The organism is Fodinicola feengrottensis (assembly GCF_039530045.1).
GTDB classification, from domain to species: domain Bacteria; phylum Actinomycetota; class Actinomycetes; order Mycobacteriales; family HKI-0501; genus Fodinicola; species Fodinicola feengrottensis.
In genome coordinates, this window is record NZ_BAAANY010000020.1 from 355,820 (window position 1) to 372,449 (window position 16,630).

Sequence of the window (16,630 nt, forward strand, 5' to 3'; positions counted from 1 at the left end):
CTGCGGTCAGCCGACCGCGGCGGCGACCGACTCCGCCACCAGCCGCAGGCCCTCTTCGACCTCGTCATCGGTCACGGTCAGGGCCGGCATCAGCTTCGCGACCTCGCCGTCCGGTCCGGATGTTTCGATCAGCAGGCCACGCTCGAAGGCCTGTGAGCACACCGATCCAGCCAGGTCACCGGTGTCAAACGCGAGGCCACGGGCCAGTCCGCGGCCCTTCGGCTGCATCGGTACGCTCGGATGGGCCTCGACGATCTCCTTCAACGCCCGACCGATTGTCTCGCCCTTGGCCAGCGTCGACTTCTCCAGCTTGTCGTCCTGCCAGTATTCCCGCAGGGCGGTCGTCCCGGTCACGAAAGCCGGGTTAACGCCCCGAAAAGTGCCGTTGTGCTCCCCCGGCTCCCAGATGTCCAGGTCCCGCCGGATCAACGTCAACGCCAGCGGCAACCCGTAGCCGCCGATGGATTTGGACAGGCAAACGACATCAGGCGTGATGCCGGCCGCCTCGAAACTGAAGAACGGGCCGGTACGTCCGCATCCCATCTGGACGTCGTCCACGATCAGCAGGATGTCATGCCGTTGACACAGTTCCGCGAGGCCCTGCAGCCATTCCATCCGGGCGACATTAATGCCGCCCTCGCCCTGCACGGTCTCCACGATCACCGCGGCCGGCTCATTGAGCCCGCTGCCGCTGTCTTGCAGCAGCTTCTCGAAAAACAGGAAGTCCGGGGTCTGGCCGTCGAAATAGTTGTCGTACGGCATCGGGGTCGCATGCACCAACGGGATGCCCGCGCCACCGCGTTTCAGCGAGTTGCCGGTCACCGACAACGCGCCTAACGTCATCCCATGAAACGCGTTGGTGAAATTGATGATCGACTCGCGGCCGGTCACCTTGCGAACCAGTTTCAGAGCCGCCTCAACGGCATTCGCTCCGGCCGGCCCGGGAAACATCACCTTGTAGTCCAGCTCACGTGGACGCAGGATAGTGTCCTGGAAGGTCTCCAGGAAGTCCCGCTTCGCCACCGTGGTCATGTCCAAGGCGTGGGTGACCCCGTCACGGCCGAGATATTCCAGCAACGCCGCCTTCAGCACCGGATTGTTGTGCCCGTAGTTCAGCGCGCCCGCACCTGCGAAGAAATCAAGGTATTCTCGGCCGTCCTCGCTGTAAAGGTGACTGCCGGTGGCCCGGTCGAACACCGTCGGCCAACCCCGGCAATAGCTGCGCACCTGCGATTCCAGCGACTCGAAAATGCTCATCTCACTCCGTTCACGTGGTTCCCCGCCGAACGGGTGTGATCACCCAGGGACCGATGCGGTAAAGGTCCTCGGCTTGGTGGTTGTCCGGGAAATGTTGGTCCTCGAACAGCTCGGACCGGCCGAAATCGCAGCCCAATTTGCCGGCCAACGCTTCGAAAAGTCGTCGAGAGGCGAGGTTGTCCTGGGTGATGGTGGTTTCCATCCGGCGGACGCCCTGGACGGCCAGCTGATCCACCAGGCGGTCCAGCAGCGCGCCGGCGACGCCGTGCCCGCGAGCTTGCTCGTCCACCGCGATCTGCCAGACCACGACGGTGTCCGGAGTGGACGGTCGGACATAGCCAGTCACGAAACCGACGGTCCGCGAACCCATCCGGGCCACCGCGGACGTGTCGGCGAAGTCGCGACACCACAGCAGATAGGCGTACGACGAATTGACGTCGAGCACCTTCGAATCGCGGGCTATCCGCCACATGTCGGCGCCATCGGCGAGAACTGGCACGTCGATGCGTACGAGCTTGGCCCGCGACGGCAGCCGCGTGACCAGCCCGCCGGAGCGAGTTTCCGGTTGGATTGGCATGTTAGAGGACCCTAACAAGGGGTCCCGGTGGGCTCATTTCGGGAAACCCGGCAGACGTACTCTCACCAGGTCTTTCACATTTCAAACCGTGACGTGGTCAACAGTTTTCGGCGAACATCTGACCGAGAGTGGTCATGTCTCACTAACCGTCGCGTCCGTGCTCTATTCTGCGGCCGGTGATCTCACGTGCATTCGCAGCTACCCTGTTCCTGCTGGCCACGCTGGCCGCTGGCGCAACGACGAGCCCGCTGCACTGGGCCGACTGCGGCACCGACTTCGCCGGCTTCCAGTGCGCCACCATGACCGTCCCGATGGACTACCGGCAACCGCACGGTCGGCAGATCTCGCTCGCGCTGATCCGGCTGCCGGCCGCTCGCCCGGAAGAACGGATCGGTTCACTGGTCACGAACTTCGGTGGTCCGGGTGCCGATGGCTACCGCAGCCTGCGAAAATTCGCGCGTACGGCGACATTTCCGCAAGCCGTACGGGATCGCTTCGATCTGGTCAGCTTCGATCCGCGCGGCATCGGACGGTCGACCCCCATCAACTGTTTCTCCTCCGACGCCGAACAGCAGGCCTATTTCAGCCAGCTACCCAATTTTCCTGACCTGAACCGTGCCGCTGAGCTACGGTTTTACCGGCAGGCAGCCGAATTGAGCCGGCGCTGCGAGCAGCATGCCGGTCCCCTGTTGGCGCACATGTCAACCGCCAACGTGGCTCGCGATCTGGACCGGCTGCGGCAGGCACTCGGCGATGATCGCCTGACCTACCAAGGATTCTCGTACGGCACAGTCGTCGGCGCAACCTACGCCAACCTGTTCCCGACCAAAGTGCGGGCGATCATTCTGGACGGCACGCTCGACATGGTGGGCAACGCGGTCGGTCATGGAGACGAGGGCAGCACGCTCTCCATCGGCACCCGACAGGGCGTCGCCGACGCGGGGCAAGAAGTCCTGTCGCAGTTCTTCTTGCTGTGCGCGAAAGCCGGAGCCCCATGCCCGTTCAGCGCGGGCGGCGACCTGCCCGGTAAATGGACCCACCTGCTCGCCGAAGCCAAACGTGCGCCGGTCACCAGTGGGGGTATCACGTACGACTACCCGACACTGTCCGGCGAGGTCTACAACGACCTGACCGCACCGATGCTCGATTGGCCGACACTGGGCACGCTTCTGCAGCAGCTGTACGACAAATCCGCACCATCCACTGTGGATAGTGACGATCAAAACAGTGCCTACCAAGACAACGGCTCGGAAGCGTACGTGGCTGTCCAGTGCGAGGACGCGGCCGCTCCGAAGCGCCTGTCCACCTACACGACACTGGGAAAGTCGGAGGACGCACGGATCCCGGCCTTCGGCCGGATGCAGGTCTTCGACCCGATGCCCTGCCCGACCTGGCCAGTGGTCGACCGCGACCGCTTCGTCGGGCCGTGGAACCGTTCAGCCAGCCCGATCCTGGTGGTGAACTCCACGCACGACCCGTCCACCCCACTGTCCGGTGCGGTCAAAGCTGTGGCGCAGCTTCAAAACGCGCGCCTGCTTCCAGTCGAGGCGGCTGGCCACACGGCGTTGTTCCGTCCTCGCAGTGTTTGCGCAGACGCGTACGAACTCGCCTACCTGACAGCCCAAACCCTGCCGGCACCTGGCACAATCTGTCCCTCGGACGAACTTCCCTGGGGACTGTCAGCGAATGAGCGCGGCGCGGCGCCACCACACCCGCTCGCGTGAGCTGATCATGCCGACCTCGTCGAGATAGCCGATGATCTTTTCGCCCATCCACTGCCGAGTCCGCAGATAGTGCGGGTTCGCACGGGCGACTTTGCGCGCCCGCACGGGATCCAGGCCCACCGACGCGTACACCGTCGGCTGGATCAGGCTGTCCATCACGAAATACGCCACTACCGCGGTCATGTGCTGGTGGACGGCCAGTGCTGGCTTGGAAAGCTTGGGCACCTGGCGGGCCAACTCCTCGCGGGCGAATCGTACGTGCCGGGCCTCCTCGACCACGTGAATGCGGTTCACCATCCGAACCAACGGCTGGATTTGCGGATCGTCCATGGACTCCCGCTGCAGCCGGTCCAGGGTCTCCTCCGCCACCAGAACACCGGCGAACATGCTCGGACCACCGGCCACCATGGTGAAAATCCGGCCGAGTTCGTGCACCATCCGGGCCGGCCGGTACGACGGCGTGCCGAATTTCGCCGTCATCTTGGCGAACATCAGGCTGTGCCGGGTCTCGTCGCCGATCTCGGTGAGGGCGTACTGAGCATGCGAGGTGCGCGGATTCCGGTCATAGATATAGCGAGCGAGCACCTGCATCAGAATGACCTCAAACCACAGGCCCACACTCGCGATGCTCGCGACCTCGTGTTTGGACAACTCCACCCGCTGCCGGTGGCTCAGCCGCTCCCACAGCGGTGTGCCGTAGAGCGACACCCTTTCAAAGGGCGCATAGGGCATGTCCGGATCCAGCGCGGACTCCCAGTCGATGTCCACATCTGGATCGAATGAGTTCCGGGCCGACGAGTCGAGCAGTCGGCTCGCGGTCCGCTCTCGGTTCTGCACCTGGCCGGTCATCACGCCTCCCACGGCGCCACACGTACGAGATACTACGTGTTACACACACTCCTGTGTACGCGTGACGCTGTCAAGGTCCGGCAGGGCAACCATCCGGGAGAACGCTGATGAGGCTTAGCAGCCAGCCACCTCACTGCTGACGCCGAACTCGAAACTAGCTGCGGATCGTGAGACAGACATAATCCCTCCCGTGGTAGAGGGAGAAGGAGCCGTTCGCGCCGAGCACCCAGAACCGGGCACAGGCGAAGCTGTTCTCGTCGACGTTGACGTTCAAACTGACCTTTGTGTCGGTGTTGCTGTTCAGTACGGCGTTGGTCGCGCCGTTCGCCGTGTGGTCTTTCCCGCCCTGATGCCACCGGACCTGGACGTGCCCCTTCGCGGTTTCCGAGGTGGCGACAGCTATCACCGCTCCTATCGAGTCGATGTGCAGTTTGGTGCCGGCAACATCCGTGCAGATCACGGCGCAGGTGCGACCACCGGCGTAGGCCGGCGCGGTGGCGCCAGCGAGAACGGCGGTGCCGACAATGGCACCGACACAAAAGGCGAGCAGACTATTCCGCGACAATGCCTTGAGATGCGAGACCACGGGACTCCTTATAAGAGTGGTAACAACTGCACGCAGATGGTGCTCTTCGCAGATGTCAGGTCGTTGTCATCACCTTGTCACCAGCATCAGCACGGCTCACACCGGGGTAAATCGTGTGACAGCCGGCAGGCGGGGCGCATAGCCTCGATCAAATGGGGTTCTTGTTGTCCTTGAATGTGGGCCAGAAGCGGCCGGTCGCCGCCAAGTCCGGCTTCAGCGGCATCGACAAGCGACCGGTCGCGGGCCCGGTGATGCTGCGTTCCCCTGGACCCAAACACGGCGGCCTCGGCAGCGGCCTGGTGGGCGACGAAATCATCGACGTGGCGAACCACGGCGGCGACGACCAGGCGGTCTACGCGTACGCGCGCGAGGACCTGGACGTGTGGTCGACCGAGCTGGGCCGGCCGCTTTTACCGGGATTCTTCGGCGAAAACCTGACCACGACCGGGATCGACGTCAATGGCGCGCTGGTCGGCGAGCGGTGGCGGATCGGCGACGAAGTCGAGCTGCAGGTGACGCTGCCGCGGATCCCGTGCCGAACGTTCGCGGTGTGGATGGACCAGCGGGGATGGATCAAAACGTGGGTGAGCCGCGCGACGCCCGGCGCGTACCTGCGGATCGTACGGCCCGGCGAACTCCGCTCCGGTGATCCGGTCACGGTGGTCCACCAGCCGGCGCACGACATCACGATCGCGATGGTCTTTCGGGCGCTGACCGTCGAACCGGACCTGCTACCGCTGCTGCTCAACGCCGACGACCTGCCGGCCGACGCCCGAAACCTGGCCGAGCGGCGTACCAGCCTCGCCCTCGACGCCGAGCCGGCCAGTCAGCCCAGCAACAGCAGGACCTGAAGTTCCCCCACCAGGAAGCCGATAATCGCGCCGACCGTGATGAGTTTCCACTCGTCCTGACGAAAGGCCGGCCGGAGCAGCTCCTCGAACTCCATCGGGCTGAGCATCTGCATTTTCTCGGCGATCGTCGTACCGATGTCCAGCACATCGCTGGCATAGCCGGCCGCCGGCATGATCGCCTCACGCATCCGGGCCATCGCCAGCTGCGCCGCGCTCGCCTTCATTTCCTGGTAGCGCCGCGATCCGACGGTCAGCACCACGAACGGCTTGGCGATGCTGCTCTGCTCGTCGATCACGGTTTGCACTTCGTGCTGGACCAGGCCGAACAGCCGATCCGAGCGAGGTCCGGTGAGCAGCGACTCGACCACCGCGTCGGTGGTCAGCACTTCCTCGGCGATCAACCGGCCGTAGTCGCCGGCGATTTCCTGGCGGCGGCGGTGAAACAGGCCCTGCCAGCCGACACCGAAGAACTTCTTCGGCTCCCGCGGGTGGAAAATCATCTTCAGCGCGAGCCAGTCAGTCGCCCCGCCCACCACCAGCCCGAAGATCGGCATGATCAGCGGCTGCTGGGTGAGGGCCCAGAGCACCACCTGTACGAAACCCAGGACTAGTCCGAAAACCAGGCCGCAGCGGGCGATGAAGGTGAACTCGGCCCGGGAGATGTCCCGGATCAGCCGGTTCAAGAGATGTTTGTCCCGAGTGATGTTCTCGATCGCCATCGACCTGATGTCGACGAAACTGTCCACATCGGCCATCACTTCGGCGAGCAGCTTGCGGGTCACCGCGGGCGCCCGCGACTCGATGTTGGACAGCAGCAGCCGCTGCGCCACCGGCGGCAACATTTCCCAGAGATTGGGCTGATAGCGGGCCAGTACGTGACTGCCCACGTCCTGTACGACCTGCCGGAGCGGCTCCTCCATCTCCTTGGCGAGCCGATCCGGATCAAGCTGGTCGACGACCTCTTGCGGATCCAGCAGCCGGCCGATCAGCAGCTCACACGCGATGGTGGCCATCCGGCGGGCGTTCTTGGGCACGATGCCCTGCCAGCCCAGGAATGGCGGGATGCCGATGAACTCCATCGGGCGGAACATCATCTCGATAGCGACCCGTTTGGTCACATAGCCAATGATCGCCGCGATGATCGGCATCGACGCGTACACGAACCAGTGGCCAGCCAGTTCACGGCCGATGGCGTCGAGATGCACCGGGCCACCCCCATCCCGTCATCGGCGATTCCGGTCACACCCTACCGGTCAGTCAGGTCCTGGTTGCCCTGCTCAGTGGCCTGCTTCTGGAGATCACGCATGCCGGCCAGCCAGCGGTCGGGCTTGGCGGCCCGATACTCGTAGTAACCCTTCGCCTCCGGGTGCGGCAGGATCAGGAACTCGCCGGTCTGCAACGCGGCGGCCACCGTGTCGGCGACTTCCTCGGGCTCGATCGCGCTGTCCCCGAGAATCGCCTTGCCGACCTCGCCGGAGCCGGCCAGCATCGCGGTGCGTACGCCCTGCGGACACAGACACTGAACGGTGATTCCTTGGTCGCCGTACGTGATCGAGAGCCATTCGGCGAAGGCCACCGCGCCGTGCTTGGTGACCGAATAGGGCGCCGCGCCGATCATGGTCAGGAGGCCAGCGGCGGACGCCGTACTGACGAAATGGCCGCGGCCGCGCTGCACCCACGCTGGCATCAACTCGCGCGCCGCGTACACGTGCGCCATCACGTTGACCTGCCACGCAAGCTGCCAGTCACTGTCCAGCGAATCGATGCCACGGCCGGCCGGAGTGCCGGCGTTGGCGAAGAAGATGTCGATCTCACCGAGGTTTTCCCTTGCCTTGGCCACCAACTCACGGTTGCCTTCGGCACTGGAGATATCCGCTCCGACGCCGAGTCCACCCAGCTCAGCAGCCACCTCGCCGACCGCGTCGCCGTCGAGGTCCGCCAGCACCAGCCGCGCGCCGTCGGCGGCGAACCGGCGCGCCAACGCCGCCCCGATCCCCCGCCCAGCCCCGGTGACCACAATCCCGGCTCCCGACAACTCCATGCCTGCCTCCACCTGCTGCTCGCGATAAGTGTGATCATTGTGGGTCATGTGGCGCCTACCGACGACTCTCCTGCCCGACGGCCTGGAAGACCAGCTTTGGATTTCTGACGGCCGCTTAACGCGTACACCTCATGACAGTGCCGAAATACTCCCCGGTCGATATGTTTTGCCCGGTTTGGTGGATGCGCATGCTCACCTCACCCTGACACTGCGGGACGGCACGATGGTGCTGGCCGACCGCGCCTTCCGCGATGCGACGTTGGCCGCCGCGCGTACGGCCGGCACCCTGCTGATCCGCGATGTCGGCGGCGACCCGGCGCTGACCTTGGAACTGGCCCGCGATCCCTCGTCGGGCGTGCTCGCCGCCGGGCGCTTCCTTTCGTCACAGGATTACTACTTCCCCGGCGCGCACACGCCCGTCCACGCCGACGATCTGGCCGCGGCGGCGGTCGAGCAGATCCAGCTCGGGGCGCAATGGGTCAAGCTGGTCGGCGACTTCCCGTACAAACTCCAGAGAGGCGTGCCGTCCACGCCGACCTACCCGCTGGAGTCCGTACGAGCGATGGTCGACGCCGTCCACGCCGCCGGTGGCCGGGTAGCGGCCCACACGCAGTCCACTCACCTGGCGAACCTGGTCCCGCTCGGGATCGACAGCGTCGAACACGGCGACGAGATGGACGAGGCGAGCCTGCACACGATGGCCGCCACCGGTGCCGGCTGGACGCCGACGCTCTGCATGACGATGGCTCCCCCGCGTGCCACCGACTCCGAATATTTCCTTCGCCGCCGGGCCGCCCGCATCGAGCGGATGAAGACGATGATCCCACTCGCCCATCGGCTCGGCGTACCGATCATGACCGGTACGGACGTGGTCGGCTTCCTTCCTCAGGAAGTCAGCAACCTTGTCCACTGTGGACTGTCCCCTGTGGACGCCCTGCGATCGGCCACCACCACCGCCCGCACCTTCCTCGGCCGGCCCGGTTTCGTCGACGCAGAGCCGGCGGACGTGGTGACGTACGAAGACGATCCCCGTGAGGATCCTTCGGTGCTGGGCAAGCCCGCCGCGGTGGTACGACGCGGGGTTCGCATCGCCTAGGCCTGGCCAGCGGCATCGTGACAGCGAATCGTCAGCGTCGTGCAAGCGGCACCTGCTTTGCTGATATCGCTCATTTTTCAGCGAAAGGTGATTCTGGTGAACAAGTTTGTCCCGGCCGTGGTGGCCACCGCCCTCGCGTTGTCCATCGGCGCGGCCACGATGGCGCCGGTCGCCGCCAGCGCGGCACAGCATGGTTCCCGCAACTGCATCTGGCGAGTCGACTCGCCCGGTGCCTACATGAACGCCAGCGGCGTCTTCTATTTTGAGGCCGCCAACAACGAACTTTGGGGCAAAGGCCCGAGCGACCTCTACTCGTACGAACACCATGTCTGGGGAAACATCTCGCCGGCGGTCGTGCACATCGAGAGCTGCGACCCGTAAGAGGCTTGCTGCACCCTGCCAGACACCTGGGTTAGCGTACGTTCAGTAGGTTAGCCCAGGTGTCAGCTGGAGGGTGGAGCGCATGAGTGGACCGCTGCAGGGACTGACAGTCATCGAGCTCGCCGGGCTGGCGCCGGCGCCGTTCGCGGCGACTGTCCTCGCCGATTACGGCGCGGATGTCGTACGCGTCGAGCGAACGTCGGTCGCTGGCGCCCCTGGCGATCCACTCGCGCGTAGCCGCAGGTCAATCGCGGTGGATACGAAGCATCCCGCGGGCGTGGACATCCTTCTGCGGCTGGTCGAGAGGTCGGACGTACTCATCGAAGGCTTCCGTCCCGGTGTCACTGAGCGCGGCGGGTACGGGCCGGCGCACTGTCTCGCGCGGAACCCGCGGCTGGTTTACGGCCGGATGACCGGCTGGGGGCAGCAGGGTCCGCTCGCGCCCACCGCCGGCCACGACATCGACTACATCGCGATCGCCGGGGCGCTGGAGCCGATCGGCCGCGCCGGCCAGACGCCCGTCCCGCCGCTGAATCTGCTCGGCGACTTCGGTGGCGGCGGGCTGCTGCTGGCCACCGGCATTCTCGCCGCGCTGTTCGAGCGGGAGCGCTCCGGCAAAGGCCAGGTCGTGGACGCGGCGATGGTCGACGGGGCCGCACTCTTGACGACGTTCATGCACGGGATGCGGGCAGTGGGCATGTGGAATGGGCCGCGGGGCACCAATCTGCTCGACGGCGGCTCGCCTTTCTATGACACGTACGAGACAGCCGACGGCAAATACGTCGCAATTGGTGCGCTGGAAGAGAAGTTCTACCAGGAACTGCTGACCATCCTTCGGTTCGAGGACGTCGAGAACCGGATGGACCCGAGCCAGTGGCCGCGGTTGCGCGAGCGGATTGGCGCCGCGGTGAAGACGAAGACCCGCGACGAGTGGGCGGAGCTGGCGGCCGCGAGCGACGCGTGCCTCGCGCCCGTCCTGACTCCCGGCGAGGCGCCGAGCCACCCGCACAACGCCGAGCGCGGCACGTTTGTCGAGGTCGCGGGGGTTACGCAGCCGGCGCCGGCGCCGCGCTTCGACCGTACACCGGCGGCTACCCCGGCCGCCCCGCCGCGGGCCGGCCAGGACACCGACGCGGTGCTCGCTGAGCTGGGCCTACGCGACCAGATCAGCGATTTGCGCAAGGCGGGCACAGTCGCGTAACGGACATCCGCACCGCCGTGGACAATGACAAATGACAGGGGTTCCAGTGGTCGCCCTGGCACTGGCGGCGACCTCGGCGGTGGGAGACAGTGAGAGCGTGACCGAAACAACGACCGGATCTCTTGCCGAGCCGAGCGGCATGCGGCTGGCTACGCCTCAAAACCTCGTCAGTCGCAAGGCGATTGGCTACTGGACCGTACGAGTTGCCCTCGGCTGGCTCGTCCTGATTGCCGGCCAAGTCGTCGCGCTCGTCATTTCGCAGCAGCCGTGGTTGTGGGCGACCATCGCCGTCACTGTGGTGATCGGTGCGGCCCATGCCGTCGTGATGCCGCAGTGGCGGTTCCGGGTGCACCGCTGGCAAACCACCGCCGAGGCGGTCTACACCAAGGCCGGCTGGATCAACCAGGAGTTCCGGGTGGCCCCGGTGTCCCGGATCCAGACCGTCGACACCGAGCGCGGCCCGCTGGAGCAACTTTTCAAGCTCTCCAAGGTGACCATCACGACCGCTTCGTCGGCCGGCCCGGTCAGCATCGAAGGCTTGGACGCGGACGTGGCGGCCCGGCTGGTCGACGAGCTGACCGCCACCACGCAGGCGACCCGCGGGGATGCCACGTGACCGCCCAGGCCCACACCTCCGAGCACGAGCCGGCCGAAACCGCGGTTGAAGACGACGGTTGGCGCCGGCTCGACCCGAAGATGCTGCTCATCCGGCCGGTACGAGAGCTGGTCAAGTTCGTTGTGCCGCTGTTCGCCATTTTCGTCGCCGGCAGGGTGTCCGGCGGATTCCAGTACGAGTACTACAGCTTCATCGGCGTCGCCATAGTGATCTTCCTCGGCATCCTGCACTGGTTCACCACGTCGTACCGGATCGGCCCGGACCAGGTCGAGCTGCGCACCGGCCTGCTCCGCCGCCGGCATATTGGAGTGCCGCGGGACCGGATCCGTACGGTCGACATGTCCTCCGACCTCATGCACCGCTTTTTCAAGCTGTCGGCGGTGACTATCGGCACCGGCCAACAAACCACCGAACGGCACGACAAACTCAAGCTCGACGCCATCACCGCGCAAGCCGCCGCGGCGATGCGGACCGAGCTGCTGCACCGTACATCCGTCTCCACCACCAAAACGACTCAACAGTTCCCAGTGGACGCGGCCGGGGACGAGACCGAGACCGAATTGGTCCGGCTGGATCCGGGATGGCTGCGCTTTGCTCCCTTCACCCTGTCGGGCCTCGCCGCGGTCGGTGCGGCGGTCGGCATCTTCGGCCATTCGGTCAACGACTTCCGGATCGCCCTGGAGCGGTACGGCCCGGTGCAACAGGCCATCACCACAGTCGAGCAAATGGGCGTGCTGGCCGCCGTCGCCGTTATTCTGGTCATTCTGGTGGTGGTCGTGGCAATCTGCTCGACCGTCGCTTATGTGTTGGCGTACTGGAATTTCCGGCTCACCCGTGAGCAGGCCGGCACCCTGCACATCCGCCGCGGCCTGCTGACCACCCGGTCGGTGTCCATCGAGGAACGCCGGCTGCGCGGCATCGAGATCAAGGAACCGCTGCCGTTGCGGATCGTCCGAGGCGCCCGGGTCAGCGCGATCGCGGCCGGCCTCAGCCGCGGCGGCAAGGGCGCCGAGCGATCCAGCGGCGGCCTGCTGCTGCCGCCGGCTCCGCTCGCCGAGGCGCACAAGGTGACCGCCAAGGTGCTGCGGGAAACCACCGACCCGACCACCACTGCGCTGCTGAAGCACCCGGCAGCGGCCATTCGCCGGCGCTTCACCAGGGCGATCGGGGTCGCCGCGATCCTGGTGGTGATCGCCGCCGCACTGGCTTGGTTCGCCATCCTGCCAGCCTGGGTCTTCACCATCTCGCTGGTATTGCTGCCGCTGGCCGCGATTTTGGGCTGGGACCGGGCCCGCAGCCTCGGGCACGCGCTGACCGATCGCTACCTGGTTAGTCGCAAGGGCAGTCTGCAAAGGGAAACCACCGCGATCGGGATCGACGGCATCATCGGCTGGCGGATCCACCGGTCGTTCTTCCAGCGCCGTCTCGGCCTGGTCACCCTGGTGGCGACCACTGGTACGCCGCACGGTGGGCACTTCGTCATCGATGTCACCGAATCCGAGGCGGTTCGGCTGATCGCCGGCAGCACCCCGGCGATCCTGCCCACCATCGCCACCTGACGGACACCGACTGTCCACCTGCCGGTCGACTCCGCCCGGTAAGACTGCCTGCGGCCACATTCGCGCAGGTAAAGGCAGGTCTCGGCATGGTGTCCAGAAACGGTCGGAGCTCGGTGAGCCGGCGGTCGGTGCTCAGCGCAGGCTTGGTCGCGGGCGCGCTGGCGGTTCCCGGAATAGCGGCCGCGGCGGTCGTACGATCCGGTCGCCCGGTCCTCACGCACGGACTGCAGTCCGGTGACGTGACCGCCACCAGTGGCACGGTGTGGGCCCGCGCCGACCGGCCGGCCCGGCTGTTGGTCGAGTACGGATCGGATCCCGAGTTCCGCCGAGCCCGGCGGATCCTCGGCCCGGTGGTCACCCCACGTACCGACCTCACCGGCAAGACCATCCTGCCGGCCCTGCCGCCGGCTCGGGACGTGCATTACCGGATCACCCCGATCGACCTGCACGACTCGACGCTCACCGGCCAGTCCCAGACCGGTCATTTCCGTACCGCGCCGATCGCCCGCGGTGATGTCTCGTTCCTGTGGGCCGGCGACCTCGCCGGCCAGGGCTGGGGAATCGACACCGCGCGCGGTGGTTTCCGGATTTTCTCGGCGATGCGCAAGCTGAACCCCGACTTCTACATCTGCAACGGCGACAACATCTACGCGGACAACCCCATCAAGGAGACGGTCCCGCTGCCGGACGGCAGCACCTGGCGCAACCTGGTCACCGTGGAGAAATCCAAAGTCGCCGAGACTTTGACCGAATATCGCGGAAACTACAAGTACAACCTGATGGACCAGAACCTTCGCGAGTTCTACTCACAAGTCGCGCAGATCCAGCAGTGGGACGACCACGAGACACATAACAACTGGTATCCCGGTCAGATCCTGGATGACCCGCAGTACACCGAAAAGCGAATGGACGTGCTGGCCTCCCGGGCCCGGCGGGCGTTCCACGAATTCACCCCGATCAATCCAGTTTATGATCCGCAGGGCCGGGTTTACCGGGTTCTGCACCACGGGCCGTTACTGGACGTTTTCGTGCTGGACATGCGGACTTTCCGGGACGCGAACTCCACTGACGCGCTGCCGTACGACAACGGCGGCATTCTCGGCCGCTACCAGGCGGAGTGGCTCAAGCGGGAGCTGGCTGCCTCGACCGCGACTTGGAAAGTCATCTCCAACGACATGCCGTTGGGAATGGTCGTACCCGATGGTACGGACCATTTCGAGGCGGTCTCCCAGGGTGACCCCGGACACCCGCTCGGCCGTGAGATCCAGATCGCGGACATCCTTTCTTTCCTTAAGAGGCAGGACATTCGCAACGTCGTGTGGCTGACCACCGACGTGCACTACACGGCGGCCCAGTATTTCGATCCGGAGAAGGCCGCATTCCCCGATTTCCACCCGTTCTGGCAGTTCGTCGCCGGGCCGCTGAACGCCGGCGCATTCCCGCCGGACAAACTGGACGGCACTTTTGGCGTACAGCAGGTGTTCGTGAAGGCACCGACGGTCGCCAACACCTCACCGGCCAGCGAGTTCCAGTTTTTCGGTCAAGTGTCCATCAATGGCGCCAGCAAGGACCTCACGGTACGGTTGCGGGACAATTCCGGCGCTGCGGTGTGGTCCACGACTCTTCATGCGCGCCACAGATAGGAAATAGCTCCTTATCGTCTGGGAATGCCACCAGCGTTACAGTTTCGACGTTGTCTGCGACAAGGTTCACAGATTGATCGGAACGGCGAACAAAGGCCCATCGACGTGCCAGAGTTTGCCAGGTCGCCAGCCGCCAGTGCCGCCGGTGGCGACCCCGATCAGCGCCGGTGAATATCCCCTTCCAGCGGGATTCTGGTCAAGCACCGGACTTGCGCAGATCATCCCGTACTCCAGTGGAAGGTCCGCTTTGTCCGGTAGGCACAGCAACGACGAGCCGTTCGATCCCACCGACACCGCAGAGTTCAACGTGGTCGTCCCGGAGGAAGGCACCGAAGCCGTTCCCTCCGTCCACGACCAGCAGACTCCTGTCGAGGATCAGCCGAAGCAGCCGCCACGCGCGTTTCGCCGGGTGCCGCGTACGCGCTATCTGATTGCCGGCGCCGCCGCTGTCGGCGTGTTGGCCATCGCCAGCGCGGGCGTGGCAGCCGTTCACTACAGCTCCGCGGCCGAGCCGTCCACCCAGGTGCACGTGACGACGCCCAAGCAGACGGTCGCTCCGACACCGTCGGTGTCCCCGGACGCACGCCGGTATCTCGACGGCGACCGCGCCTCCCGCGCGATGGCTGGCCGGCCAACCGCGACCCCGTCGCCCAGCGGTTCGCCCAGCTCGGACCGGTCCACCAGGAGCTCCAGCACCGGCGGCTCGGGCTCGGGCAGCGGCGACGGCGGCGCGCCGGTCACCGGCGGCAGCACCTGCAAAGCGTCCTTCTATGGCGACGGCCAGAACACCGCCTCCGGCGAGCGGTTCAACCCCAACGCCATGACCGCCGCGCACAAGACGCTGCCCTTCGGCACGCACGTGCGGGTGACCAACATCCGCAACAACGAGTCGGTCACCGTCCGCATCAACGACCGCGGCCCGTACGTGGCCGGTCGCTGCCTGGACCTCTCGACCGCGGCCTTTGAGAAGATCGCCTCCACCGGTTCCGGCGTCATCACCGTCCGCTACGAAGTCGTCTAGGTCCTGTCTAGTTATTCCGCCGGGCGATAGCCAGACGGGGCCTAACTGCTGACGACCTTCAGGTAGCCGAGCGCGGATTCGCGCGTACGGATACTGACCGGCAGCACTACTCGGCGGCACGGACGCTCCGATTTCCCCTCGTCGATGCGCTCGGCTAGCAGCCGCATCCCCTGCCGGCCCATTTCGGTGGCCGGCAGGGCGGCGGCCGCGATGGTCAGCGGCAGAACGTTGAACGGGCCGGCGTCGTCCATCCCGGCCAGCTCGACCTCGCCCGGCACCTCGCGGCCGAGCGCGGCGAGATCGTGCGCGACCGTGGCGACCATGTATCCGTGCGCACAAAGCAAAACCGTCGGCGGCTCCGGACCATCCAGCAACCCGCTCAGGATCGCCTTTCGCTCCGGCTCCGGAAGCTGGCGATAGGACCTGAGCAAGGTGAAGTCGGGGCATACGGGCACGCCGTAAGTGGTGAGCGCGTGAACGTGTCCACTCAGCCGGTCACGCACGCTCGTACAGTCCGCCTCGTCCCACAGCGTCGCCATCCGCTGGTGCCCCTGGCCAAGCAGATAGCTGGTCAGCTCGAAGCCCACCGCGAAGTTGTCGACGATCACCGCATCCGTAGCCAGCTCGGGAAAATAGCGGTCCACGGTGACCAGCGGCACCTGTCGCCGGACCAGCTCGGCCACCGCCGGCGACGGCGAGTCGCCGTCGACCGGATACAGCACCACTCCGCTGACTCCGTTGTCCAGTGCCCGGCGGATCGAACGGTCCTGCACCTCGACCGATGCCTTGCTGTCCGACAACACCAGCTGGATGCCCAGATCGGCGCACACGGACTCGACTCCGCTGACGATCGCCGACAGGTGCGGGCCCATGCCGTGGATGACGCAGGCGATCGAGCGCACACTCCCCCGGCGGGTCGGCTTGACGGGCGCCGGCCGCTCCGCGACGAACGTGCCCCGGCCCTGTTGCCTGATCAGTACGCCGTCAGAGACCAGATCGTTGAGCGCCTTGATCGCGGTCGTGGTGCTCACTCCGAACCGCTCGCAGACCTCGCGTTGGCTGACAAACGGCTCATTTGGCACGTACTCGCCGCGCGAGACCATCCCCAGCAGGTCCTGCTTGACCTGCTCGTACCGGGGGATTTTCGGCTGACCGCTGATGTCCGCTCCGCTCCGGTCCAAGCTCGCGGACCTGGTTAACTTGTCATCTTAGTGCGCTTTTGGACCAC

Annotated in this window: 16 protein-coding genes; 9 read left to right on the plus strand and 7 right to left on the minus strand. The window is 65.7% G+C overall.

Annotation, left to right across the window (positions count from 1 at the left end; translation table 11 throughout):
• Positions 1 to 6: 6 nt before the first annotated feature.
• Positions 7 to 1,257, minus strand: a complete 1,251-nt coding sequence (gene ectB, locus ABD301_RS25790) for a diaminobutyrate--2-oxoglutarate transaminase (protein WP_344313058.1) — start codon at positions 1,255 to 1,257, stop codon at positions 7 to 9.
• 10 nt (positions 1,258 to 1,267) lie between these two features.
• Positions 1,268 to 1,834 (minus strand): diaminobutyrate acetyltransferase, encoded by a 567-nt coding sequence (ectA, locus tag ABD301_RS25795; RefSeq protein WP_163566811.1) that lies wholly within the window; start codon positions 1,832 to 1,834, stop codon positions 1,268 to 1,270.
• Between the two features lie 176 nt (positions 1,835 to 2,010).
• Here ectA and ABD301_RS25800 point away from each other — a divergent pair, with 176 nt between their 5' ends.
• Positions 2,011 to 3,558 carry an alpha/beta hydrolase gene (locus ABD301_RS25800; RefSeq protein WP_344313059.1) on the plus strand — a complete coding sequence of 516 codons (1,548 nt, stop codon included), beginning with the start codon at positions 2,011 to 2,013 and terminating at the stop codon, positions 3,556 to 3,558.
• On the opposite strand, the gene ABD301_RS25805 is transcribed toward ABD301_RS25800, so the two are convergent.
• Both ABD301_RS25805 and ABD301_RS25810 read right to left on the minus strand, forming a co-directional pair.
• Complete coding sequence (locus ABD301_RS25805; protein WP_163566809.1) at positions 3,514 to 4,407, minus strand: AurF N-oxygenase family protein; 894 nt, start codon at positions 4,405 to 4,407, stop codon at positions 3,514 to 3,516. The genes ABD301_RS25800 and ABD301_RS25805 overlap by 45 nt on opposite strands.
• Positions 4,408 to 4,561: 154 nt before the next feature.
• Positions 4,562 to 4,993 (minus strand): hypothetical protein, encoded by a 432-nt coding sequence (locus ABD301_RS25810; protein ID WP_163566808.1) that lies wholly within the window; start codon positions 4,991 to 4,993, stop codon positions 4,562 to 4,564.
• A gap of 152 nt (positions 4,994 to 5,145) precedes the next feature.
• On the opposite strand from ABD301_RS25810, the gene ABD301_RS25815 reads away from it, so the two are divergent.
• On the plus strand, positions 5,146 to 5,844 hold the full coding sequence (locus ABD301_RS25815; RefSeq protein ID WP_344313060.1) for an MOSC domain-containing protein: 699 nt from the start codon (positions 5,146 to 5,148) through the stop codon (positions 5,842 to 5,844).
• Here the strand turns inward: ABD301_RS25815 and ABD301_RS25820 are convergent.
• Both ABD301_RS25820 and ABD301_RS25825 read right to left on the minus strand, forming a co-directional pair.
• A complete protein-coding gene (locus tag ABD301_RS25820) occupies positions 5,820 to 7,049 on the minus strand; it encodes a DUF445 domain-containing protein (RefSeq protein WP_344313061.1) in 1,230 nt (409 codons plus the stop codon). The two genes, ABD301_RS25815 and ABD301_RS25820, sit on opposite strands and share 25 nt — an antisense overlap.
• Before the next feature lie 41 nt (positions 7,050 to 7,090).
• Positions 7,091 to 7,933 (minus strand): SDR family oxidoreductase, encoded by an 843-nt coding sequence (locus ABD301_RS25825; protein WP_279579113.1) that lies wholly within the window; start codon positions 7,931 to 7,933, stop codon positions 7,091 to 7,093.
• On the opposite strand from ABD301_RS25825, the gene ABD301_RS25830 reads away from it, so the two are divergent.
• The 7 genes from ABD301_RS25830 to ABD301_RS25860 all read left to right on the plus strand — a co-directional run bounded on the left by ABD301_RS25830 (position 7,932) and on the right by ABD301_RS25860 (position 15,402).
• On the plus strand, positions 7,932 to 8,981 hold the full coding sequence (locus ABD301_RS25830; protein ID WP_279579112.1) for an amidohydrolase family protein: 1,050 nt from the start codon (positions 7,932 to 7,934) through the stop codon (positions 8,979 to 8,981). The two genes, ABD301_RS25825 and ABD301_RS25830, sit on opposite strands and share 2 nt — an antisense overlap.
• A gap of 96 nt (positions 8,982 to 9,077) precedes the next feature.
• The gene (locus ABD301_RS25835; RefSeq protein WP_344313063.1) at positions 9,078 to 9,362 is read left to right on the plus strand and encodes a hypothetical protein; all 285 of its coding nucleotides are present in this window, start codon (positions 9,078 to 9,080) and stop codon (positions 9,360 to 9,362) included.
• Positions 9,363 to 9,444: 82 nt separating this feature from the next.
• On the plus strand, positions 9,445 to 10,563 hold the full coding sequence (locus ABD301_RS25840; protein WP_163566805.1) for a CaiB/BaiF CoA transferase family protein: 1,119 nt from the start codon (positions 9,445 to 9,447) through the stop codon (positions 10,561 to 10,563).
• Between the two features lie 31 nt (positions 10,564 to 10,594).
• Complete coding sequence (locus ABD301_RS25845) at positions 10,595 to 11,179, plus strand: PH domain-containing protein (protein WP_279579111.1); 585 nt, start codon at positions 10,595 to 10,597, stop codon at positions 11,177 to 11,179.
• Positions 11,176 to 12,738 carry a PH domain-containing protein gene (locus ABD301_RS25850; RefSeq protein WP_344313064.1) on the plus strand — a complete coding sequence of 521 codons (1,563 nt, stop codon included), beginning with the start codon at positions 11,176 to 11,178 and terminating at the stop codon, positions 12,736 to 12,738. Before ABD301_RS25845 ends, ABD301_RS25850 begins: the two co-directional genes overlap by 4 nt.
• Positions 12,739 to 12,824: 86 nt before the next feature.
• Complete coding sequence (locus ABD301_RS25855; RefSeq protein WP_344313065.1) at positions 12,825 to 14,381, plus strand: alkaline phosphatase D family protein; 1,557 nt, start codon at positions 12,825 to 12,827, stop codon at positions 14,379 to 14,381.
• Between the two features lie 145 nt (positions 14,382 to 14,526).
• Complete coding sequence (locus ABD301_RS25860; RefSeq protein ID WP_344313066.1) at positions 14,527 to 15,402, plus strand: septal ring lytic transglycosylase RlpA family protein; 876 nt, start codon at positions 14,527 to 14,529, stop codon at positions 15,400 to 15,402.
• Positions 15,403 to 15,443: 41 nt separating this feature from the next.
• Here the strand turns inward: ABD301_RS25860 and ABD301_RS25865 are convergent, their stop codons facing one another.
• A complete protein-coding gene (locus ABD301_RS25865; protein ID WP_279579107.1) occupies positions 15,444 to 16,583 on the minus strand; it encodes a LacI family DNA-binding transcriptional regulator in 1,140 nt (379 codons plus the stop codon).
• Between the last annotated feature and the right edge of the window lie 47 nt (positions 16,584 to 16,630).

Coding starts and splice junctions, on each gene's coding strand:
- ectA (WP_163566811.1), bottom strand. CDS start 1,834: ATGCCAATCCAACCGGAAACTCGCTCCGGCGGGCTGGTCACGCGGCTG.
- ABD301_RS25845 (WP_279579111.1), top strand. CDS start 10,595: ATGACAGGGGTTCCAGTGGTCGCCCTGGCACTGGCGGCGACCTCGGCG.
- ABD301_RS25840 (WP_163566805.1), top strand. CDS start 9,445: ATGAGTGGACCGCTGCAGGGACTGACAGTCATCGAGCTCGCCGGGCTG.
- ABD301_RS25830 (WP_279579112.1), top strand. CDS start 7,932: ATGTGGCGCCTACCGACGACTCTCCTGCCCGACGGCCTGGAAGACCAG.
- ABD301_RS25805 (WP_163566809.1), bottom strand. CDS start 4,407: ATGACCGGCCAGGTGCAGAACCGAGAGCGGACCGCGAGCCGACTGCTC.
- ABD301_RS25855 (WP_344313065.1), top strand. CDS start 12,825: ATGGTGTCCAGAAACGGTCGGAGCTCGGTGAGCCGGCGGTCGGTGCTC.
- ABD301_RS25825 (WP_279579113.1), bottom strand. CDS start 7,933: ATGACCCACAATGATCACACTTATCGCGAGCAGCAGGTGGAGGCAGGC.
- ectB (WP_344313058.1), bottom strand. CDS start 1,257: ATGAGCATTTTCGAGTCGCTGGAATCGCAGGTGCGCAGCTATTGCCGG.
- ABD301_RS25815 (WP_344313060.1), top strand. CDS start 5,146: ATGGGGTTCTTGTTGTCCTTGAATGTGGGCCAGAAGCGGCCGGTCGCC.